15 protein-coding genes and 1 pseudogene are annotated in these 15,479 nt (G+C 68.1%); 5 read left to right on the top strand and 11 right to left on the bottom strand.

All coding sequences use genetic code 11. The features are described from left to right. Positions 1 to 46 precede the first annotated feature (46 nt). A complete protein-coding gene (locus tag ACIQJT_RS32790) occupies positions 47 to 799 on the bottom strand; it encodes an SDR family NAD(P)-dependent oxidoreductase (RefSeq protein WP_402649447.1) in 753 nt (250 codons plus the stop codon). A gap of 480 nt (positions 800 to 1,279) precedes the next feature. Further along, on the bottom strand, positions 1,280 to 2,380 hold the full coding sequence (locus tag ACIQJT_RS32785; protein ID WP_402649446.1) for an AraC family transcriptional regulator: 1,101 nt from the start codon (positions 2,378 to 2,380) through the stop codon (positions 1,280 to 1,282). Positions 2,381 to 2,457: 77 nt separating this feature from the next. On the opposite strand from ACIQJT_RS32785, the gene ACIQJT_RS32780 reads away from it, so the two are divergent. Together ACIQJT_RS32780 and ACIQJT_RS32775 are read left to right on the top strand one after the other, a co-directional pair. Then, positions 2,458 to 2,850 carry an ester cyclase gene (locus ACIQJT_RS32780; protein ID WP_365461401.1) on the top strand — a complete coding sequence of 131 codons (393 nt, stop codon included), beginning with the start codon at positions 2,458 to 2,460 and terminating at the stop codon, positions 2,848 to 2,850. Positions 2,851 to 3,372: 522 nt separating this feature from the next. Then, positions 3,373 to 4,230 carry a helix-turn-helix transcriptional regulator gene (locus ACIQJT_RS32775; protein ID WP_402649445.1) on the top strand — a complete coding sequence of 286 codons (858 nt, stop codon included), beginning with the start codon at positions 3,373 to 3,375 and terminating at the stop codon, positions 4,228 to 4,230. Positions 4,231 to 4,394: 164 nt separating this feature from the next. Here the strand turns inward: ACIQJT_RS32775 and ACIQJT_RS32770 are convergent, their stop codons facing one another. From ACIQJT_RS32770 to ACIQJT_RS32740, 7 genes are all read right to left on the bottom strand, one after another. Beyond that, on the bottom strand, positions 4,395 to 5,006 hold the full coding sequence (locus ACIQJT_RS32770) for a TetR/AcrR family transcriptional regulator (protein ID WP_402649444.1): 612 nt from the start codon (positions 5,004 to 5,006) through the stop codon (positions 4,395 to 4,397). Between the two features lie 67 nt (positions 5,007 to 5,073). After that, positions 5,074 to 7,335: a xanthine dehydrogenase family protein molybdopterin-binding subunit gene (locus tag ACIQJT_RS32765; RefSeq protein WP_402649443.1), complete on the bottom strand. Its 2,262-nt coding sequence runs from the start codon at positions 7,333 to 7,335 to the stop codon at positions 5,074 to 5,076. A gap of 10 nt (positions 7,336 to 7,345) precedes the next feature. Beyond that, positions 7,346 to 8,491: an XdhC family protein gene (locus ACIQJT_RS32760; RefSeq protein WP_402649487.1), complete on the bottom strand. Its 1,146-nt coding sequence runs from the start codon at positions 8,489 to 8,491 to the stop codon at positions 7,346 to 7,348. A gap of 66 nt (positions 8,492 to 8,557) precedes the next feature. Beyond that, positions 8,558 to 9,535 (bottom strand): FAD binding domain-containing protein, encoded by a 978-nt coding sequence (locus ACIQJT_RS32755; RefSeq protein WP_402649442.1) that lies wholly within the window; start codon positions 9,533 to 9,535, stop codon positions 8,558 to 8,560. Then, positions 9,535 to 10,158, bottom strand: a complete 624-nt coding sequence (locus ACIQJT_RS32750) for a 2Fe-2S iron-sulfur cluster-binding protein (protein ID WP_365461391.1) — start codon at positions 10,156 to 10,158, stop codon at positions 9,535 to 9,537. Before ACIQJT_RS32750 ends, ACIQJT_RS32755 begins: the two co-directional genes overlap by 1 nt. A gap of 510 nt (positions 10,159 to 10,668) precedes the next feature. Beyond that, positions 10,669 to 11,547: a helix-turn-helix transcriptional regulator gene (locus ACIQJT_RS32745; protein ID WP_402649486.1), complete on the bottom strand. Its 879-nt coding sequence runs from the start codon at positions 11,545 to 11,547 to the stop codon at positions 10,669 to 10,671. 295 nt (positions 11,548 to 11,842) lie between these two features. After that, the gene (locus ACIQJT_RS32740; protein WP_402649441.1) at positions 11,843 to 12,451 is read right to left on the bottom strand and encodes a TetR/AcrR family transcriptional regulator; all 609 of its coding nucleotides are present in this window, start codon (positions 12,449 to 12,451) and stop codon (positions 11,843 to 11,845) included. A 134-nt stretch (positions 12,452 to 12,585) separates the two neighbouring features. On the opposite strand from ACIQJT_RS32740, the gene ACIQJT_RS32735 reads away from it, so the two are divergent. Beyond that, entirely contained in the window at positions 12,586 to 13,218 is a 633-nt protein-coding gene (locus tag ACIQJT_RS32735) for an FMN-dependent NADH-azoreductase (protein WP_402649440.1), read from the top strand. Positions 13,219 to 13,715: 497 nt separating this feature from the next. Here the strand turns inward: ACIQJT_RS32735 and ACIQJT_RS32730 are convergent, their stop codons facing one another. After that, positions 13,716 to 13,883: a hypothetical protein gene (locus ACIQJT_RS32730; RefSeq protein WP_402649439.1), complete on the bottom strand. Its 168-nt coding sequence runs from the start codon at positions 13,881 to 13,883 to the stop codon at positions 13,716 to 13,718. Positions 13,884 to 14,096: 213 nt separating this feature from the next. Between ACIQJT_RS32730 and ACIQJT_RS32725 the strand changes: the two are divergent. Together ACIQJT_RS32725 and ACIQJT_RS32720 are read left to right on the top strand one after the other, a co-directional pair. Continuing rightward, positions 14,097 to 14,405 (top strand): annotated as a pseudogene (locus ACIQJT_RS32725) (transposase); the annotation flags it as partial. Continuing rightward, a complete protein-coding gene (locus ACIQJT_RS32720) occupies positions 14,294 to 14,698 on the top strand; it encodes a transposase (RefSeq protein WP_402649438.1) in 405 nt (134 codons plus the stop codon). The pseudogene ACIQJT_RS32725 and the gene ACIQJT_RS32720, both read left to right, overlap by 112 nt. Positions 14,699 to 14,748: 50 nt before the next feature. Here ACIQJT_RS32720 and ACIQJT_RS32715 read toward each other — a convergent pair whose 3' ends face one another. Continuing rightward, positions 14,749 to 15,396: a DUF6518 family protein gene (locus ACIQJT_RS32715; RefSeq protein ID WP_402649437.1), complete on the bottom strand. Its 648-nt coding sequence runs from the start codon at positions 15,394 to 15,396 to the stop codon at positions 14,749 to 14,751. Positions 15,397 to 15,479: the final 83 nt, after the last annotated feature.

Below are 15,479 nucleotides of genomic sequence, written 5' to 3'. Positions count from 1 at the left end.
TGAAGTCGACGCACTACGGCGAGCGCGGCGATCTACGGCTGAAGGGTCAGACCTGGTTCGCGCCACCGTCGGCGTAGAAGTTCGCGCCGGTGACGTAGCTGCTCTGCTGCGAGGCCAGGAAGGCCACGACTGCGGCGGCCTCTTCGGGCGTGCCCATGCGGCCGCTGGGAACGGCTGTGGCCACATGCTCCTTGATGGCCTCGAAGGTCTCCTCGTCACCGAAGGTGGTGGCGATTCCGGGAGTCTCGATCCATGCGGGAGAGACCACGTTGACCCGGATGCCGCGGCCTTTGAACTCGACGGACCACGTCCGTGCGAAGGACCGGACGGCTGCCTTCGACGCTGCGTACGCGCCGAACGCCTCCGTTCCACGGTCAGCGGCCGTCGAACCGACAAGGACGATCGACGCTCCCTCGTTGAGCAGCGGCAATGCCTTCTGCACGGTGAACAGAGTGCCTCGGACATTGACCGCGAAAGTCTGGTCGAAATGCTCCTCGGTGGTTTGTTCCAGCGTCACGAACGAGCCGATCGCCGCGTTGGCCACGAGCACGTCCAGCTTCCGGCCTCGTGCCCGAACGGTGCCGTAGAGCCGGTCCAGGTCCTCCGCCTTTCCGATGTCACTGACGACTGCGGTGGTCCGGTCGGTGCCGATGATTTTGACAGCGTCCTCCAGCTGGGCCTGGCGTCGCCCGGTGATGAACACGTACGCACCCTCGTCCGCCAGTCGTAAGGCCGTGGCCAGACCGATACCGGTGCTGCCTCCGGTGACGACGGCCGTCTTGCCTTCAAGCTGTCCCATGGGGATCTCCGTAACCGAGCCCTCCCCGACCTGGCCGTCGGTTCCGCTGACCATGTCCGGCCAAGCGTCCGGGCCACCGTGACCGGCCACGGATCAGCTGGTCATGACCTCGCTGCGGACTGGTGTGCTCAACCGTCAACAGGCCGCCGGCCAGCACAGACATGAGGTTGAAAAAGGCTCACTATCTCGATGCCGTTCCGTTCAACATCAATACTGCGAGAGAGCGAGGATGCCATCCATAAGAAAGGGTCCACATTACTTTACGTATCGTCCGGCCGTGGCTGGCGAGATCGGCCCCGGGGCGGCGACCCTCGCGCCGGATCGCAGAGGGCGCCCAGCACCGCGGCGCCGACGAGCAGCCGTCCAAGCGCCAGCGAGCAGAGCGAGTGCTCCTCGCCGACGCGGCGGATCGACACGAACGCCGAGGCCCAGAGCTGCTCCGACGCCGGGACCCTGCCTTCATGCGCGCACCGCAGAAGATCACCCGACGAGGAACTCTGCTCGATTCCCCCGCTCCGCGATCGATCGAGGTGCGACTTCTGAGCTAGATCCCGAGGGGGGTGCTGATTGTTCCGGTTCCTGGCAGGAGGGCGAATGTTCTTCGCGTTCATCGGGGGCGCCTGCGGCGCGACGTGCACCATCGCGGAACTGCCGCGGCGAGACTCCTACGACACGGCGAAACGCCGTGCTGAACGCGCTCTCTGATTCGTATCCGGTAGCGAAGGCCAGATCGGAGATTGAATGCGTGTCACGGCGAAGCGCGTCACGGGCGAGGCTCATCCTCCACTGGATGAGGTATTCCAGGGGCGCGACGCCGACCTCCTTCTTGAACTTGGCTGCGAAAGCGGATCGGGAAAGATGGCTGATGGCCGCGAGCTCACGAAGGGTCCAGCGGTGAGCCACATCGGCATGCATGGCACGCAGCGCTGCGCCGATTCCGTCATGGCTGAGCGCTCCCAGCCAGCCGGCGGGCTGATCGGTCTGTGCGACGTGCGCCCTGAGCACCTGAACGAACATGATCTGTGCCAGATGGTCCAGGACGAGGGATCGCCCGACAGCTCTGCTCTCGACCTCCATCCCCAACAGTTCGGTGATGTAGGCGACTTGGCGCATCAGGGGATTCGTCGCCGGCAAGTGCACAAGAGGAGGAAGGATCTCCAGCAGAAGTGGAGCGTTGGCCTCGTCGAACCATAGAGACGCCATGCACACGTAGTTGGTCTCGTCGGCCTCAGCGCCGATCCGCGCGACGCCCCGCGAGGCCTTCTCCAACAATTCGCGACCGGGTCGAGGCGTTGCGGTGGGCGAAGTGGCGAGTACGTGAGGGCCGGGAGACCTCAGGAGGAAGAAGTCGCCCTCCTTCAGGTACAGGGGCTCACATCCCTCCACAACCAGCCAGCACCCACCGCGCACCGCGCATCCGATCTTGACAAATTCGAAGGCGTCGAACTGCACCGCCCAAGGCGCCGCGGCATGAAGACCCGGGTGCGCTTCGGTCCGAGGCCGCAAGAGGCCAATCCTGTCGGCCACGGGATCGGAGGGCGCCAAGGCGCTGGACGATCGATGAAGAATCATGGACGACATGTTATGGATCGTAGCATCGGGCTGGGCAACGCTGGTGAGACCAGCAAGGTGCTGGCCTCACCACCAAGCGAGGAACCATGTCAGACACCGACCTCCGCGCCTTCTACACGCGCTACATCGAGACCCTCAACGCCCACGACTTCGCCGGCGTTCGTGAGTTCCTCAGTGACGACCTCACGTACTTCGGCGACGCCGTTACCGCAGATCTGATCGTTTCGGCGCTCACTGAGCTGGGGAACACCGTGCCGGACCTGCACTGGGAGATCCAGGAACTTTCCGTGGACGGCGACCACCTGGCCGCACGGCTGCTGAATACCGGCACACCCGCCAAGGAGTGGCTGAGTGTGGCGCCCTCCGGCGCCTCCTTCGAAATCGTCGAGTTCGCCGTCTACCACATCCGTGACGGCCGGTTCGTGCACATGACGAACGTCCACGACGCAGAGGCCCTGCGCCGTCAGCTGGCTGCGTAAAACAGAACGGCCACACGAGGAAAACGGCGGCCCCGCTCCGTGGTCGTGGACTGCGGAGTGGGTGAACGAGCCCGATCACCGCCAACGGCTGCGGCCTCGGTCGGTGCCGGGGAGGGCGAGTTGCTGTCTATCCCCCGCCGCGGCACCACCCGGTGGACGCCGTGGCCGCGTTGACGCTCGCTTGCGACCTCCTTCGACGTCGTAGCCGCGCCGGGCAACGGCTCACGCGAAGGCGGTGCCGAGCGCCGAGCCAGACGACGGTGCCGATGGCGCTCCGGGAGCTGACGTCCGGCCTGCGGCAGCATCCTCGCCGTGATAACTGCCGGCCAGAGTATTCAGGGCCCGTAGCCGCTGAGGCGCCGGCCCGGTCCTCACACATGGATGACGCGGCTGAGGTCCGCGAACGTGGTGAATCGGGCGATCCGGGTCTGCAGCATCATGCGGGATCGGCCTCACGTGACACACCACGCATCGAGACGGTAAAGATGGTCCGGTGCAGGCAAGTGACAACAGAGGCAGCGCATGACGATCGATCGGGCTGGGCTGGCCGCTTTCCTCCGACGGCGACGGGCAGCACTACAGCCGGAGGACGTCGGACTCGTGCGTGGTGTGCGACGTAGGACCAGTGGGCTGCGGCGAGAGGAGGTGGCCCTGCTGTGCAACATGTCGACCGACTACTACGCGAAGCTCGAGCGTGGGCGCGGACCTCAGCCGTCCGAGCATCTGATCGCTTCCATCGCGCAAGGGCTCGATCTCTCTTTGGATGAGCGCGACTATCTGTTCCGGCTGGCCGGGTTGAACGCACCCGCGCGTGAGCCGGCCGGTCCGCACGTCAGTCCCGGCCTTCTGCGCATCCTGGAGCGTCTGGACGACACGCCCGCCGAAATCATCACCGAACTGGGTGAGACCCTCCACCAGAGCCCGCTGGGTGTGGCCCTGACCGGCGACCGCACTTCTTACCGCGGGCCCGCTCGCAGCATTGGCTACCGGTGGTTCATCGATCCGGCCGCCCGGCAGCTCTACGCCCCTGAGGACCACCCGTTTCTTACGCGCATGTTCGCCTCGGGCCTGCGCCGGATCGCCACGCTACGCGGCCCAAGTTCCCGCGCGGCGCAGTTCGTGAACCTGCTCCTGGCCGAGAGCGAAGAGTTCAGGCAGGTGTGGGAGAAGCACGAAGTCGCCATCCCACCAGTCGTCAAGCGCTTCGTACATCCCGACGTCGGCACACTGGAACTGCACTATCAGGTACTGATAGACCCCGAGTGGTCCCACCATCTGTCCGTCTACACAGCGGTCCCCGGTAGCGAGAGCCACGAGAAGTTGCAGCGGCTCACCGCTATCGCGGATAAGTCGCGGACACATCCCACGCCATGCCGGTGACATAAACGACGGTCGGATTCGGCAGTTGTGCCGAGGAACGCCGACACCGGGGTAATACCGAACAACGTGGAGACGCGCACCAGCGTCAACGCCGCCGACATCGCCACCGGCGCCCGCACCGCCCTTCCCAATACGGGCCGCGCCGTGTCAGCAAGCGCTGGTCCCTAGTGTCGGCCTGATCGCCCGGAGGGGCGCGGACGTCCGGGTGCCCCCGCACGGAGTCCGTCCATGACGATGTCCAGCAGGCGTGTCGCCTGGGGCTGCCAGTCGTCGTGCGGGGCGAGGTGCCACAGGCCGGCGATGGCCAGCATGAAGTCGTCGGCCGTGATGCCGGGGCGGATCGTGCCGGCCTCCTTGCAGGCGTGGAGCAGGAGACCGGCAGCCTCGGTCACCGGGGTGTGGCCTGGGGTCGCCGCCTTGCCGGACGGGGTGCTCAGGGCCTGGCGGATCGCCTCCGCCAGGCCGGCCTTGGTCATCGCGAACCGGGCGAGGTGGTCCATCCACGCCCTGAGCGCGCGGTCGGGTTCCATGGTCTCCAGCAGCTCGGACGCGGAGTCGGCGATCTGCTGTACTCCGTGGCGGTAGAGCTCTAGGACGAGGGTCTCGCGGTTGGGGAAGTTCCGGTAGAACGTGCCCTGTCCGACGCCCGCTTTCTTGGCGATCGTGCTCAGCGGGGTGTCGGCGGCCCGGGACAGCTCGGTGAGGGCCACTTCCAGGATGCGTTCGCGGTTGCGTTGCGCGTCCGAGCGCAGGTGCGGGTCGTTCCTGTGCCGCACGCGTCCTCCTCGCCGGCTTGTGTCCGAAAGCGGCCCTTGAGAACCGGACAGTGTCCACTACGTTCGATCAGAGGTGCTCGATCAGCTTGTCGAGGGTGATGGGCACGTCGCGCACCCGGATCCCGGTGGCATGGTAGACAGCGTTCCCGATCGCGGCCGCCGAGCCCACCGTGCCGATCTCCCCGAGCCCGCGGGCGCCGAGGCTGCTGGTCCCGACCTCCTCAGCGCCGTCGCCCAGCGGCCCGGTGAGAACAGGGTCAGGCCGACCGAGCAGGTGCACGTCGATGTCGGGGACGTCGGCGTTCACGGGCACGAGATAGTCGGCGAATGTGCTGGACGCCAGGCGCCCGGTGTCGAGCTCCAGCGGGTTCTCCTCCAGCAGGGCGTGCCCGATACCGAAGATGACACCGCCGACGAGCTGGCTCCGGGCGGCCCGTGCGTTGATGACGCGGCCGACGTCCGCGACCGTGGTGAACCGGGTGACCTGGGTCTCGCCGGTGAACCGGTTGACCCGCACCTCGCAGAAGTGGGCGCCGAAGCTGTGGTGCACATACCCCGGGTCGGCGTCGCCGGCTGACTCGGCGAGGGCCGTGATGCCTCGTGAGTCGACGGCGGCCAGCAGGCGGCCGAAGGTCATCGACCGCCCTTGACCGTGCAGGACGCCGCGCTCGTAGCGCAGGTCGTCGGTGTTCGCTCCGTGCCACGGCGACCTGTCGTCGGTGACGGCGAGCCGCTTGAGCTCGTTGATCGCGTCGCGGGCGGCGTTCACAATCAACGGCACGGTGGCGTGCGTGGCACTGGATCCAGCGGCGGGCGCACCCTGCGGCAGCACGGTGTCGCCGATCTCGGGCGTCACTCGCGTCAGAGGAATCCCGAGGGCGTCCGCGCCGGAGATCCCCACCATGGTCGCCCCGCCGGTGCCGAAATCCGAGATCCCGGTCGAGACCACGGCGGTGTCGTCGTCGAGCAACCGGACCCGCACGCTCGCGGCCCGGCGGTGCGCCGGGTAGATGGCAGTGGCCATGCCGGTGCCGTACAGCCACTGCCCGTCGACGCGTGAGCGGGGCTTGGCGCTGCGGGCCGACCAGCCGAATCGCCGCGCGCCGACGCGGTAGCACTCCTCGAGGTGCTTGCTCGACCACGGCAAGCCTGTGGAAGGGCTCTTGGTGGCGTAGTTGCGCAGCCGCAGCTCCACAGGGTCGACGCCGGTGGCGACGGCCAGCTCGTCCATCGCCGTCTCCAGGGCGAAGGAGCCGGGTGCCTCGTTGGGGCCGCGCATCGCCCGGCTGCCGGGGATGTCGAGGGTGGCCAGCTGTGCATCGACGTGCAGGTTCGGAGTGCGGTAGAGCGCGTCCGTGGTGGCGTGCGCCGGAGTCATGGGGAAGGTGACGGTGGTCGGGCGCTCGGAGACGCTCTGGTGGCTGACGGCATTGAGGACGCCGTCGCGGGAGGCGCCCAGACGGACGGTCTGCGCGAGTTGCGGCCGGTGGCCGGTGAGGGTGAACATCTGCTCGCGGGTGAGGACGAGCCGGACCGGGCGGCCGATCTCCCGGGCCGCCGCGGCGGCGAGCGGCGTGTCGCTCCACAGGATGACGCGGGCGCCGAACGCGCCGCCCACGTACTTCGTGATCAGCCGGACGTTCTGTGGCGGGACGCCGAGCCGCTGGGCCGTCCCGACGGCGTACGCCGAGGGAACCTGCGCGCCGGCGTAGATGGTGACCTGGTCACCTTTCCAGACGGCGAGGACGGCGTGGGGCTCCATCGCCGCGTGGTGTTGCATCTGCTGGTGGAACTCGGCCTCCACGACGACGTCGCTGGCGGCGAGCGCGGCGTCGATCGAGGAGACACCGGGCGCCAGGATGTTGAGGCTGCTGGGTGAACCGCTGATGGTAGGGCCGGCCGGAACGTGGGGCTCGTCCGCGATCGAGGTGCGCGGTGGCCGGGTCTCGTAGGTCGCGGTGACCCTCGCGGCAGCGTCGCGTGCCTGCTCGGGCGTCTCGGCGACGACCATCGCGATGGCCTGGCCGTGGAAGTGGACCTCCGCGTCACGCAGCGGGACGTAGTTCTCGACGAAGCCGGCGAGCGGGCCGGTGATGGGATACAGGCCCAAGCGAGGGTCTGGCGCGGCATAGACACGCAGGACACCGGGTGAGGCCAGCGCGGCCGCCGTGTCGATGCCGGTGAGGGTGCCTCGCCCGATGGTGCTGGTGACGAGATGGGCGTGTGCGAGGTCGGCGGCGCGGTAGTCACCTGAGTACTCGGCCGCGCCGGTGACTTTCAGCTTGCCGTCGACGCGCTCGGTCTCGCGTCCGACTGGGGAACGGGACATCGTGAATCCTTCAACTGCTGATTGCGAGTGTGCCGGTCGACGGGGCACCGTGGTGGATAGGGACGCCGGTGCTCAGGGGTGCCCCGGAGCCGCCGTACCGGTGGGCGACGACTTCCGCCGCGATCGACAGCGCTGTCTCCTGCGGGGTACGTGCCCCGAGGTCGAGGCCGATGGGCGAGTGCAGTCGATCGAGCTCCCCGCTGGTAAGACCGGCGTCACGGAGCCGGGTCAGGCGTTCCTCGTGGGTCCGGCGGGACCCCATGGCCCCTACGTACGCAACCGGCATGCGCAGCGCGGCTTTAAGGAGCGGCAGGTCGAACTTGGGGTCGTGGGTGAGCACGCACACGACGGTGCGCTGGTCCAGCAGGCCAGCCTCTGCCTGGGACCCGAGATAGCGGTGCGGCCACTCGACGACAACCTCTGCGTCCGGGAATCGTTCCGGGGTGGCGAACGTGGCCCTGGCGTCGCAGACGGTCACCTGGTAGCCGAGGAATGAGCCGAGCCGGGCCAGCGCGGCTGCGTGATCGATTGCGCCGAAGACCAGCATCCGAGGCGGTGGGGAGCTGCTCTCCACCAGCAAGGTCATCGGCTCCCGGCAGTAGCTGTCGGCCACCCCGAGTTCGAGCGTGCCGGTCCGCCCGGCGTGCAAGGCACCGGTGGTCTGTGCCTCGGCGACCTGGTCGAGCAGTTCGTCCCCGAGCGTTCCTGAGAGGGATCCCCCGGGCCGCACGACGATGGCCCGGCCGAGGTGGATCTCCGGGCCGCGCACGATCGTGGCCACGGCCACCGCCCGGCCGCCTGCGGCATCGGCCAAGGCCGATTCGAGCCATGGCTCGGTAGTCGGATCGTGGTGGCGCAGAAACAGCTCGATGGTGCCACCGCAGGTCAGACCCACGACGAATGCGTCGGCGTCGCTGTACCCGAACCGCAGGGTCCGGGCGTGGTGGTCCCCGGCCAACATGCCTTGGCACGTGTCGTGGACCGCGGCGTCGACGCACCCGCCCGACACGTTGCCCAGCACAGTGCCGTCCGCGTCCACTACCAGAGACGAGCCGGGCTGCCGCGGAGCGCTGCCGGCAACGCTCGTGACGGTGGCAGCTACGAACGGGATCCCGCGACGGACACGTTCGACCAGGTCAGCGGCGATCTCAAGCATGTGCGCCACCAGATCCGGAACCGCCTGCCCCGACGGAGTGAGGCCGTACTGGGCCATGCCGTCCGCTCACCGGTTCTCCTGCAGTTCGGTCAGGGCCCGTACCAGGGTGCGACGCAGCAGCGCGGGCTTGAACCGGTTGTGTTCCCGTGGGCGGGCGCCGTCCGCGGCGCCGGCGGCGGCCGCCTCGAACGTCGCGGAGGTGGCGGGCCGGCCCGTCAGGGCGCGTTCGACGGCCGTCAGCCTCCACGGCCTGGTCCCCACTCCGCCCACGGCGATGCGGGCGTTCACGATGGTGCGCCCGCGCAGTTGCAGCGCGACGGCGGCCGAGGTGAGGGCGAACTCGTACGACTGCCGGTCGCGGATCTTCAGGTACAGCGAGTGCGCCGCCCAGGGCGAGCGGGGCACGGTGATCCCGGTGATGAGCTCGTTCGGCCGCAGCACGTTCTCGACCTCGGGGGTGGCACCGGGCAGGGTGTAGAACGTCTCCAGGGGTACGGTGCGCGTGCCGCGCGCCGAGGCCAGGTGGACGATCGCGCTCAACGCCACCAGCGGGACGGCGAGGTCGCTGGGATGGGTGGCGATGCACGCGTCGCTGGTGCCCAGCACGGCGTGGCCGCGGTTGATCCCTTCCAGGGCTGAGCAGCCGCTGCCCGGCTCACGCTTGTTGCACGGGGTCGTGACGTCGCGGAAGTAACCGCACCGCGTGCGCTGCAGCAGGTTGCCGCCGATGCTCGCCATGTTGCGCAGCTGGGCCGAGGCACTCAGCTCCAGCGCCTGCGCGACCATCGGGTAGTGCTTGCGTACGGCGGGCGCGGCGGCCACGTCACTCATTCGTTCGAGCGCACCGATGTGCAGACCCTGATGGTCCAGGGTGATGCCGTCCAGTGGCAGCCGGTTGATGTCCACGACACGGTCGGGCGACATCACCTCGAGCTTCATGAGGTCCACCAGGGTGGTGCCACCGGCCAGGAACGCGGTGCCGGGCTTGGCGTTGCGCACCGCCTCGCGGACCGAGCGCGCCTGGGCGTAGATGTAGGGCCGCATCAGCGCATCACCTGCTGCGCGTCCCGGATGGCGTCGACGATGCGGGGGTAGGCGCTGCACCGGCAGATGTTGCCCGACATGCGCTCACGTATCTCGTTGTCCGAGCGGGCGGGTCCTTCATTGTCGACCATGGCAACTGCGGACATGATCTGTCCGGGGGTGCAGAAGCCGCACTGCAGACCGTCGTGGTCGACGAAGGCCTGCTGCATGGGGTGCAGCCGGTCGCCGTCGGCCAGCCCTTCGATCGTGGTGACCTGGTGGCCGCTCGTCGTGGCGGCCAGCGTGAGGCACGACAGCACGCGTCGGCCGTCGATGTGCACAGTGCAGGCGCCGCACTGTCCCCGGTCGCAGCCCTTCTTGGTGCCTTTGAGGTCGAGCCGCTCGCGGAGTGTGTCCAGCAGGGTGGCTCGCGGGTCCACCCGCAGGGTGACCGGATCGCCGTTGACGGCGGTTCGTACCGTCACCGGCGTCACGCCGTCGACGGTGGCTACGGGGGCGGCTTCTGCCGTCTCGGCCTGTCCGGTAAGCAGCGGCGCCACGGTGACGGCGGCCAGGCTCCCCCCTACGAAGTTGCGTCGGGACACACCTGAACCGGCGCCTCCCACGTCGTTCTGATCATTCATCAATGCCTCCTGGCTGATGGCAAGTTCGGGCAGGGGAAGGCCGGCGCCGCGTCCATTCGTGTGGCCTTCGGGTCGAGCGCTGCTCCAAGGCTGGCCGCCGGGAGCGGGATCATCCAGGCTCTGTCGATCCCAGGCTCGGGTCGGGCTGAAGGGGCTGAAGCGGGCATCGATCCGGGACCCGGCATGAAGCGGGTTCGGCCGTGGGTGACACACCGAGCGTCGGGACGGTGGAAGCGATTCAGGGCAGGCCGGTAACGACAACCGAGGTGGTACCGAACAACCTGGCGACGCGCGCCGGCCGGAGATGTAAGACCTGCGTCAGGTCCGCCGTCCATTCGGCCCGTAGCGCCTGACAGCGAGCGAGAATCATCGCGAAGACCGGAAGAAAGGATCACGTGACATTGCGCCGGCCGACACGGTCCGGGTTGGGGCGTGCCGACTATGCCGCCGCCGCCCGGCTGCCGGACCCTGGAACTTCGGACGGTCGAAGTAGGTCTTCGGGGCGTCGGTTCAGTGCAGTGTCTGTGCGCCGATCACGGACAGGACCTGCAGTTTCTCGTAGCTCTCCGTGCCTGGGACGGCGGTGTAGACCATCAGGGAGTGGGCCTGGTCCGGATCGATCAGGCGCTGGCAGTTCAACTCCAGGGCACCGACTTCGGGGTGAACGAAGTGCTTGACTTCGCGCGGGCGGATCCCGATTTCGTGGTCATCCCACACCCGCCGGAACTCTTCGCTGGAGTCCAGGAGCAGATCCGCCAGATAGGCGGCTCGGGAGTCGGGACCGCGGAGGGCGATGATGGCGCGCAGGCCTGCGGCATACATACGGGTCATGAACGCGTGCTGCTCCGGAGCGTACAGGTCCCGGGCACTCGGGTCGGTGAACCACCGGTAGCCGCTGCTGCGAGCAGGACCCGTGTACTGCGTCGTGTCGCCGGTGAGGGCGACGCCCATCGGTGTCTGCCGCAAGGTCTCCCCGAGTTCGGTGACGATCTCCGCAGGCGTGTCCTGTAGCCGGTCCAGAACACGCAGCAACCCCGGGCTGATGTGCTCGCTGGAGCTGTCACGCGGCGGCGGATTGTGTCCGGCCAGCCGGAACAGATGGTCACGCTCGTCTATGGACAGGTGGAGCCCTTGGGCTATCGCCGCGAGCATCTGCAGTGACGGCTGCGGACCACGCTCGCGCTCCAGACGGGAGTAATAGTCGGCCGACATGTTGCACAGCGTCGCCACCTCCTCCCGCCGTAGCCCGCTGGTTCTGCGGCGCTGCCCCCGAGGCATTCCGACGTCCTCCGGCTGTAGCGCCTCACGTCGGTTACGGAGAAAGCCCGCCAGCCCTGCGCGATCGATCACGACGCTCCCCCTTCTGAGAGTTCTGCCGCGTTCCAACATGTGCTGCTTCACTTCTATCGCCCGTGCAATCGCGTATCCACGGCTTGTCGATCCCCCCTTACGACGCGCGTCGCCGCGTCAGGGCCTGGTCCACGGCCCTTCCCGGGCGGGCCGGAGTCGGCGTTGCCGACGGGCCTTGCGGGTCACCGGTCCACGTGAGCTGTCGGGGAAGCGAACCTGTGTGACCTCCTGGGAGACCTGCCGCATGTGTTCGGCATAGTCGGTGCCGCACGGCGGACGGAGCACCGCAGCAGGCAATCCGGGGCGTGAAGCCACTGGCCCGCGCCGCGGGTCATCACCGCACGAGGCGTTCGATCAGCGTCTGCCAGGCGTCACCGAGGAAGCCGTTGATCTCCGACGCAGTCCCAGCATCGGGCGTCGGACGCGACAGGACCAGCAGGAGGGGCCCTTCCAAGGCCGCGGTGAGCTGCACCACCACGCCCTCCAAGTTCGGCATCGGCGCACATTGGCGCAGCAGCATCCGGAGATGGAGCTGAGTCAGCGATGCGTCGCCGACCAGGGCGGGCTCGTCGCGGTCGATAGCGGCTCGCGCGATCGCATGGTGGTCCACGAGGAAGGCCACACGGGCGCGGCCGTAGGCGACAAGGCGCTCCACGGGATCGGCTCCGGGCCCCAGCGGCGGCGGTCCGGACAGCACCCTCTCCTGGAACTGCCGCTCGTCCGCGTCCAGCAGCGCCTGGAAGATACCTGCCCGTGTACCGAAGCGACGGAAGACGGTGCCCTTGCCGAGGCCGGCGCGTTCGGCCAGGCCGTCCATCGTGACCTTCGGTACACCGTGTTCCTCGATCATCTCGCGGGCGGTGCGCAGCAGATGCTCACGGTTGCGCACCGCATCGGCGCGCTCGCCGCGCGGCTTACCGAAAGGCACTACTGAGAAGTCCACGGGTCCAATCTACAAGCAGCAACACCAAACGGGGTAAAGTCCGTTTAGGCTGTGCTGGAAGCGCGAACTCTCGGGGACCCTCCCGACGTCGCACCCGCATGCACGCCCACAGCCCGTTAGAGAGATGGCCAACTATGAACTTGTTCCGACTCGACGCCAGCATCCTTCCCGGCGCATCCGCCAGTGCCGAGATAGCCGACATCGCTCAGGCCGAGTGGACCGCCGCCCACCCCGACGGCACGGTGACCCGGCGCCGCCTCGGCACCGACTCCCTGCCCGCTGACGCCTGGTCCCTCGCCACGGTGGCCGGCTTCACGCCCGAGACGGATCGCACAGCAGCCCAGCGCGAAGCACTGGCCCTGGCCTCGGCCCTGGCCGAAGAAGTGCAGGGTGCAGATGCCGCAATCCTGGCCGTGCCGCTGTACAACTACGGCATCTCCCAGCACTTCAAGACCTGGGTGGACCTCGTCATTGCGGGCGCCGGACCCACCACGCCGCTGCTGAAAGGCACCCCGACAGTGCTGGTGACTGCGCTGGGAGGCGGCTACGGGCCAGGCACTCCGCGTGAAGGCTGGGACCACTCCACCCCGTACCTGGAGCGGGTCCTCGACGACATCTGGGGAGCCGATCTCACGGTCATCAAGCGCGAACTCACCCTCGCTGAGACCACTCCCGGCATGGAAAGCCTGCGTGAGCTCGCCCAGCAGCAGCGCTCCGACGCGCTCTCAGCCGCTCGCGAAGCGGGCCGGCGTCTGGCCGGGCGATGACGGCGTGGGGCAGACACACCACTGGTGTCGGCGTACGACCCCTTCTGGTCCTTACACGAAAGCCCCAGTGACTGGGCTGGTCGAACAGCAGGGACGGATTCGAACCGGACCATGAGGCCGAGGCTGCCGGCTTCCTTCACCATGCTCCGCATGGCTGCGTTCAGGATCACGCTTGGCGAGGTAATCGACGCCGGTCGACGGTCACGCAAGTCCCAGGACCTCCATGATCAGCGTTACCTGTTCCCAACCTGGATTGGAGCCATCGTCGGACGTCACCGCTGAGCCCGCAGCAACGGCAGGCCGGGCTCGTCGCGTGTCCGCGTCCTCAGCACCAGTTTGTCCAGCCGCTGCTGTAGCTCCTCGATCATCAGCACGGACAGGTGCGGAAACAACGACCACCGCATATCGGGCCGGCTCTGGCCGCCAGGCACGCACACGCCTGGCGGCCGCGGTCGGCCTCACCGTGGCCCAGTGAACGCTGTTGCGGCTGCTCAGCCCTACCCGAGCCGACGACAGGCGACGTGGAGTTCCTCGGTGTCGACGACTTCGCCTTCGGCAAGGGCCGCCATCACGGCACGGTACTGCTCGACATGGCCACCCGCCGGCCGCTGCACCTCTACAACGGCCGCGAACGTGAGGACCTGGCCGCCTGGCTCCGCGATCACCCCGAGATGAAATCATTTGCCGGGATCACTCCAGCGGCTACGGGGAGGACGCTCGGATCGGGGCGCCGCAGGCCGAGGAGGTCTCGGATCGCTAGGCAGTGTCTTCACATGATCGCCACTGGTGGATCATGGTGTCGTGATACGTCGTCATGAACTGTCCGATGCCGAGCGGGAGTTCGTCCGGCCGTTGCTTCCCATGCCGTTGCGGGGGCGGAAGCGGCTGGTGACCGCCGGGTCCTGAACGGGATCGTGTGGAAGTTCCGGACCGGGTCGGCCTGGCGGGATGTGCCCGAGCGTTACGGGCCGTGGGCCATGCTGCATACGCGTTTTCGCAGGTGGGCGGCGGACGGGACGTTCGAACGTATGCTGCGGGCTGCTCAGGCGAAGGCGGACGCGGCGGGCGACATCGAGTGGCTGATGTCGGTCGATTCCACGGTCGTCCGGGCCCATCAGCATGCGGCGGGGGGGGCCGGGAAAGGGGGCTCCGCGACCCGGCTCTCGGCCGGTCCAGGAGCGGTCTGACCAGCAAGATTCACCTGGTCTGCGACGGCCGGGGCCGGCCTCTCGGCTTCGTCGTGACGGGCGGCAACGCCAACGACTGCACCCGGTTCACCGCCGTGATGGAACAGATCCGGGTGCCCCGGATCGGACCGGGACGGCCCCACGTCCGGCCCGATCACGTCCTGGGCGACAAGGGCTACAACTCGAAGGCGATCCACACCTGGCTCCGCCACCGCGGCATCGCCCACACGATCCAGTCCTACGAAGCAGCCGTCACCCTCGCATCACTCCTGATGTGGGCTGATGTTTCGTGACAAGCTCAGTGGCCGTCGCTGACAGCCGTGCCCCTACCTGGCGGGCCCACTCAGCCGGACACCGCGTCCAGGAGGCCGTAGAGGACCTGATAGGTGACGAAGGACGCGGGGATCGCCACAGCGAGGCTCAGGCCGCGTTCCTTCCAGGTGCGCCCCAACAGCAGCGGAAGACCGCAGGCGAGAGCGACGCACACCATTGCCTGCGGTAGGTACCCCAGGCCGAGCCAGTAGTGGAGGCCTTCACTGCCGAAGAGGCCGCCGAGTGCGCCGAGCGCCACGTAACGCCGCCAGGGCCGCGTAGCGCGTCTCGACCACGCGCCCGCGACGCCGAACAACGGCCCCGCGACGCATGCCATGGAGAGCCAGAGCAACGGAAAGGTGAGCGAGCCCATGCCGCCCCGCCCGAACTCGGCGTACCCGTAGTAGCCGACGACGAGCCCGACCTCCGCCAAGGCTCCGGCTGCCGCCGGACCACGATGGCCTTCGGTGCGGTGCGCGAAGGCGACGCCCGCGGCGAACGCGAACATCGTCCACACCGCACCGGAGTTCGCCAAGTTGTTCCACGCCCCGGGCAGCCAGCCCTGCGCCAGGTTCGTCAGGATGCCCCCGACGAGCCCTGCGCCGAGGCACAGAACAGCCGCGCCCGGGGCGTTCTTCAAGCGCAGGCGAGGGGAAGCGATCGAATCGGTAGCAGACACGAGCCCCACTATACATAGTGTTTATACACCTGGCGTATAGACGCAGTTCATAGCTGGACGTCGGCTATCGCCCCGGCGATTGA

The organism is Streptomyces sp. NPDC091972, assembly GCF_044756385.1.
Lineage (GTDB): Bacteria > Actinomycetota > Actinomycetes > Streptomycetales > Streptomycetaceae > Streptomyces.
This window is presented reverse-complemented; position numbering and strand designations above follow the sequence as displayed.

Coding starts and splice junctions, on each gene's coding strand:
- ACIQJT_RS32790 (WP_402649447.1), bottom strand. CDS start 799: ATGGGACAGCTTGAAGGCAAGACGGCCGTCGTCACCGGAGGCAGCACC.
- ACIQJT_RS32785 (WP_402649446.1), bottom strand. CDS start 2,380: ATGTCGTCCATGATTCTTCATCGATCGTCCAGCGCCTTGGCGCCCTCC.
- ACIQJT_RS32780 (WP_365461401.1), top strand. CDS start 2,458: ATGTCAGACACCGACCTCCGCGCCTTCTACACGCGCTACATCGAGACC.
- ACIQJT_RS32775 (WP_402649445.1), top strand. CDS start 3,373: ATGACGATCGATCGGGCTGGGCTGGCCGCTTTCCTCCGACGGCGACGG.
- ACIQJT_RS32765 (WP_402649443.1), bottom strand. CDS start 7,335: ATGTCCCGTTCCCCAGTCGGACGCGAGACCGAGCGCGTCGACGGCAAG.
- ACIQJT_RS32760 (WP_402649487.1), bottom strand. CDS start 8,491: ATGCTTGAGATCGCCGCTGACCTGGTCGAACGTGTCCGTCGCGGGATC.
- ACIQJT_RS32755 (WP_402649442.1), bottom strand. CDS start 9,535: ATGCGGCCCTACATCTACGCCCAGGCGCGCTCGGTCCGCGAGGCGGTG.
- ACIQJT_RS32750 (WP_365461391.1), bottom strand. CDS start 10,158: ATGAATGATCAGAACGACGTGGGAGGCGCCGGTTCAGGTGTGTCCCGA.
- ACIQJT_RS32745 (WP_402649486.1), bottom strand. CDS start 11,547: ATGTTGGAACGCGGCAGAACTCTCAGAAGGGGGAGCGTCGTGATCGAT.
- ACIQJT_RS32735 (WP_402649440.1), top strand. CDS start 12,586: ATGAACTTGTTCCGACTCGACGCCAGCATCCTTCCCGGCGCATCCGCC.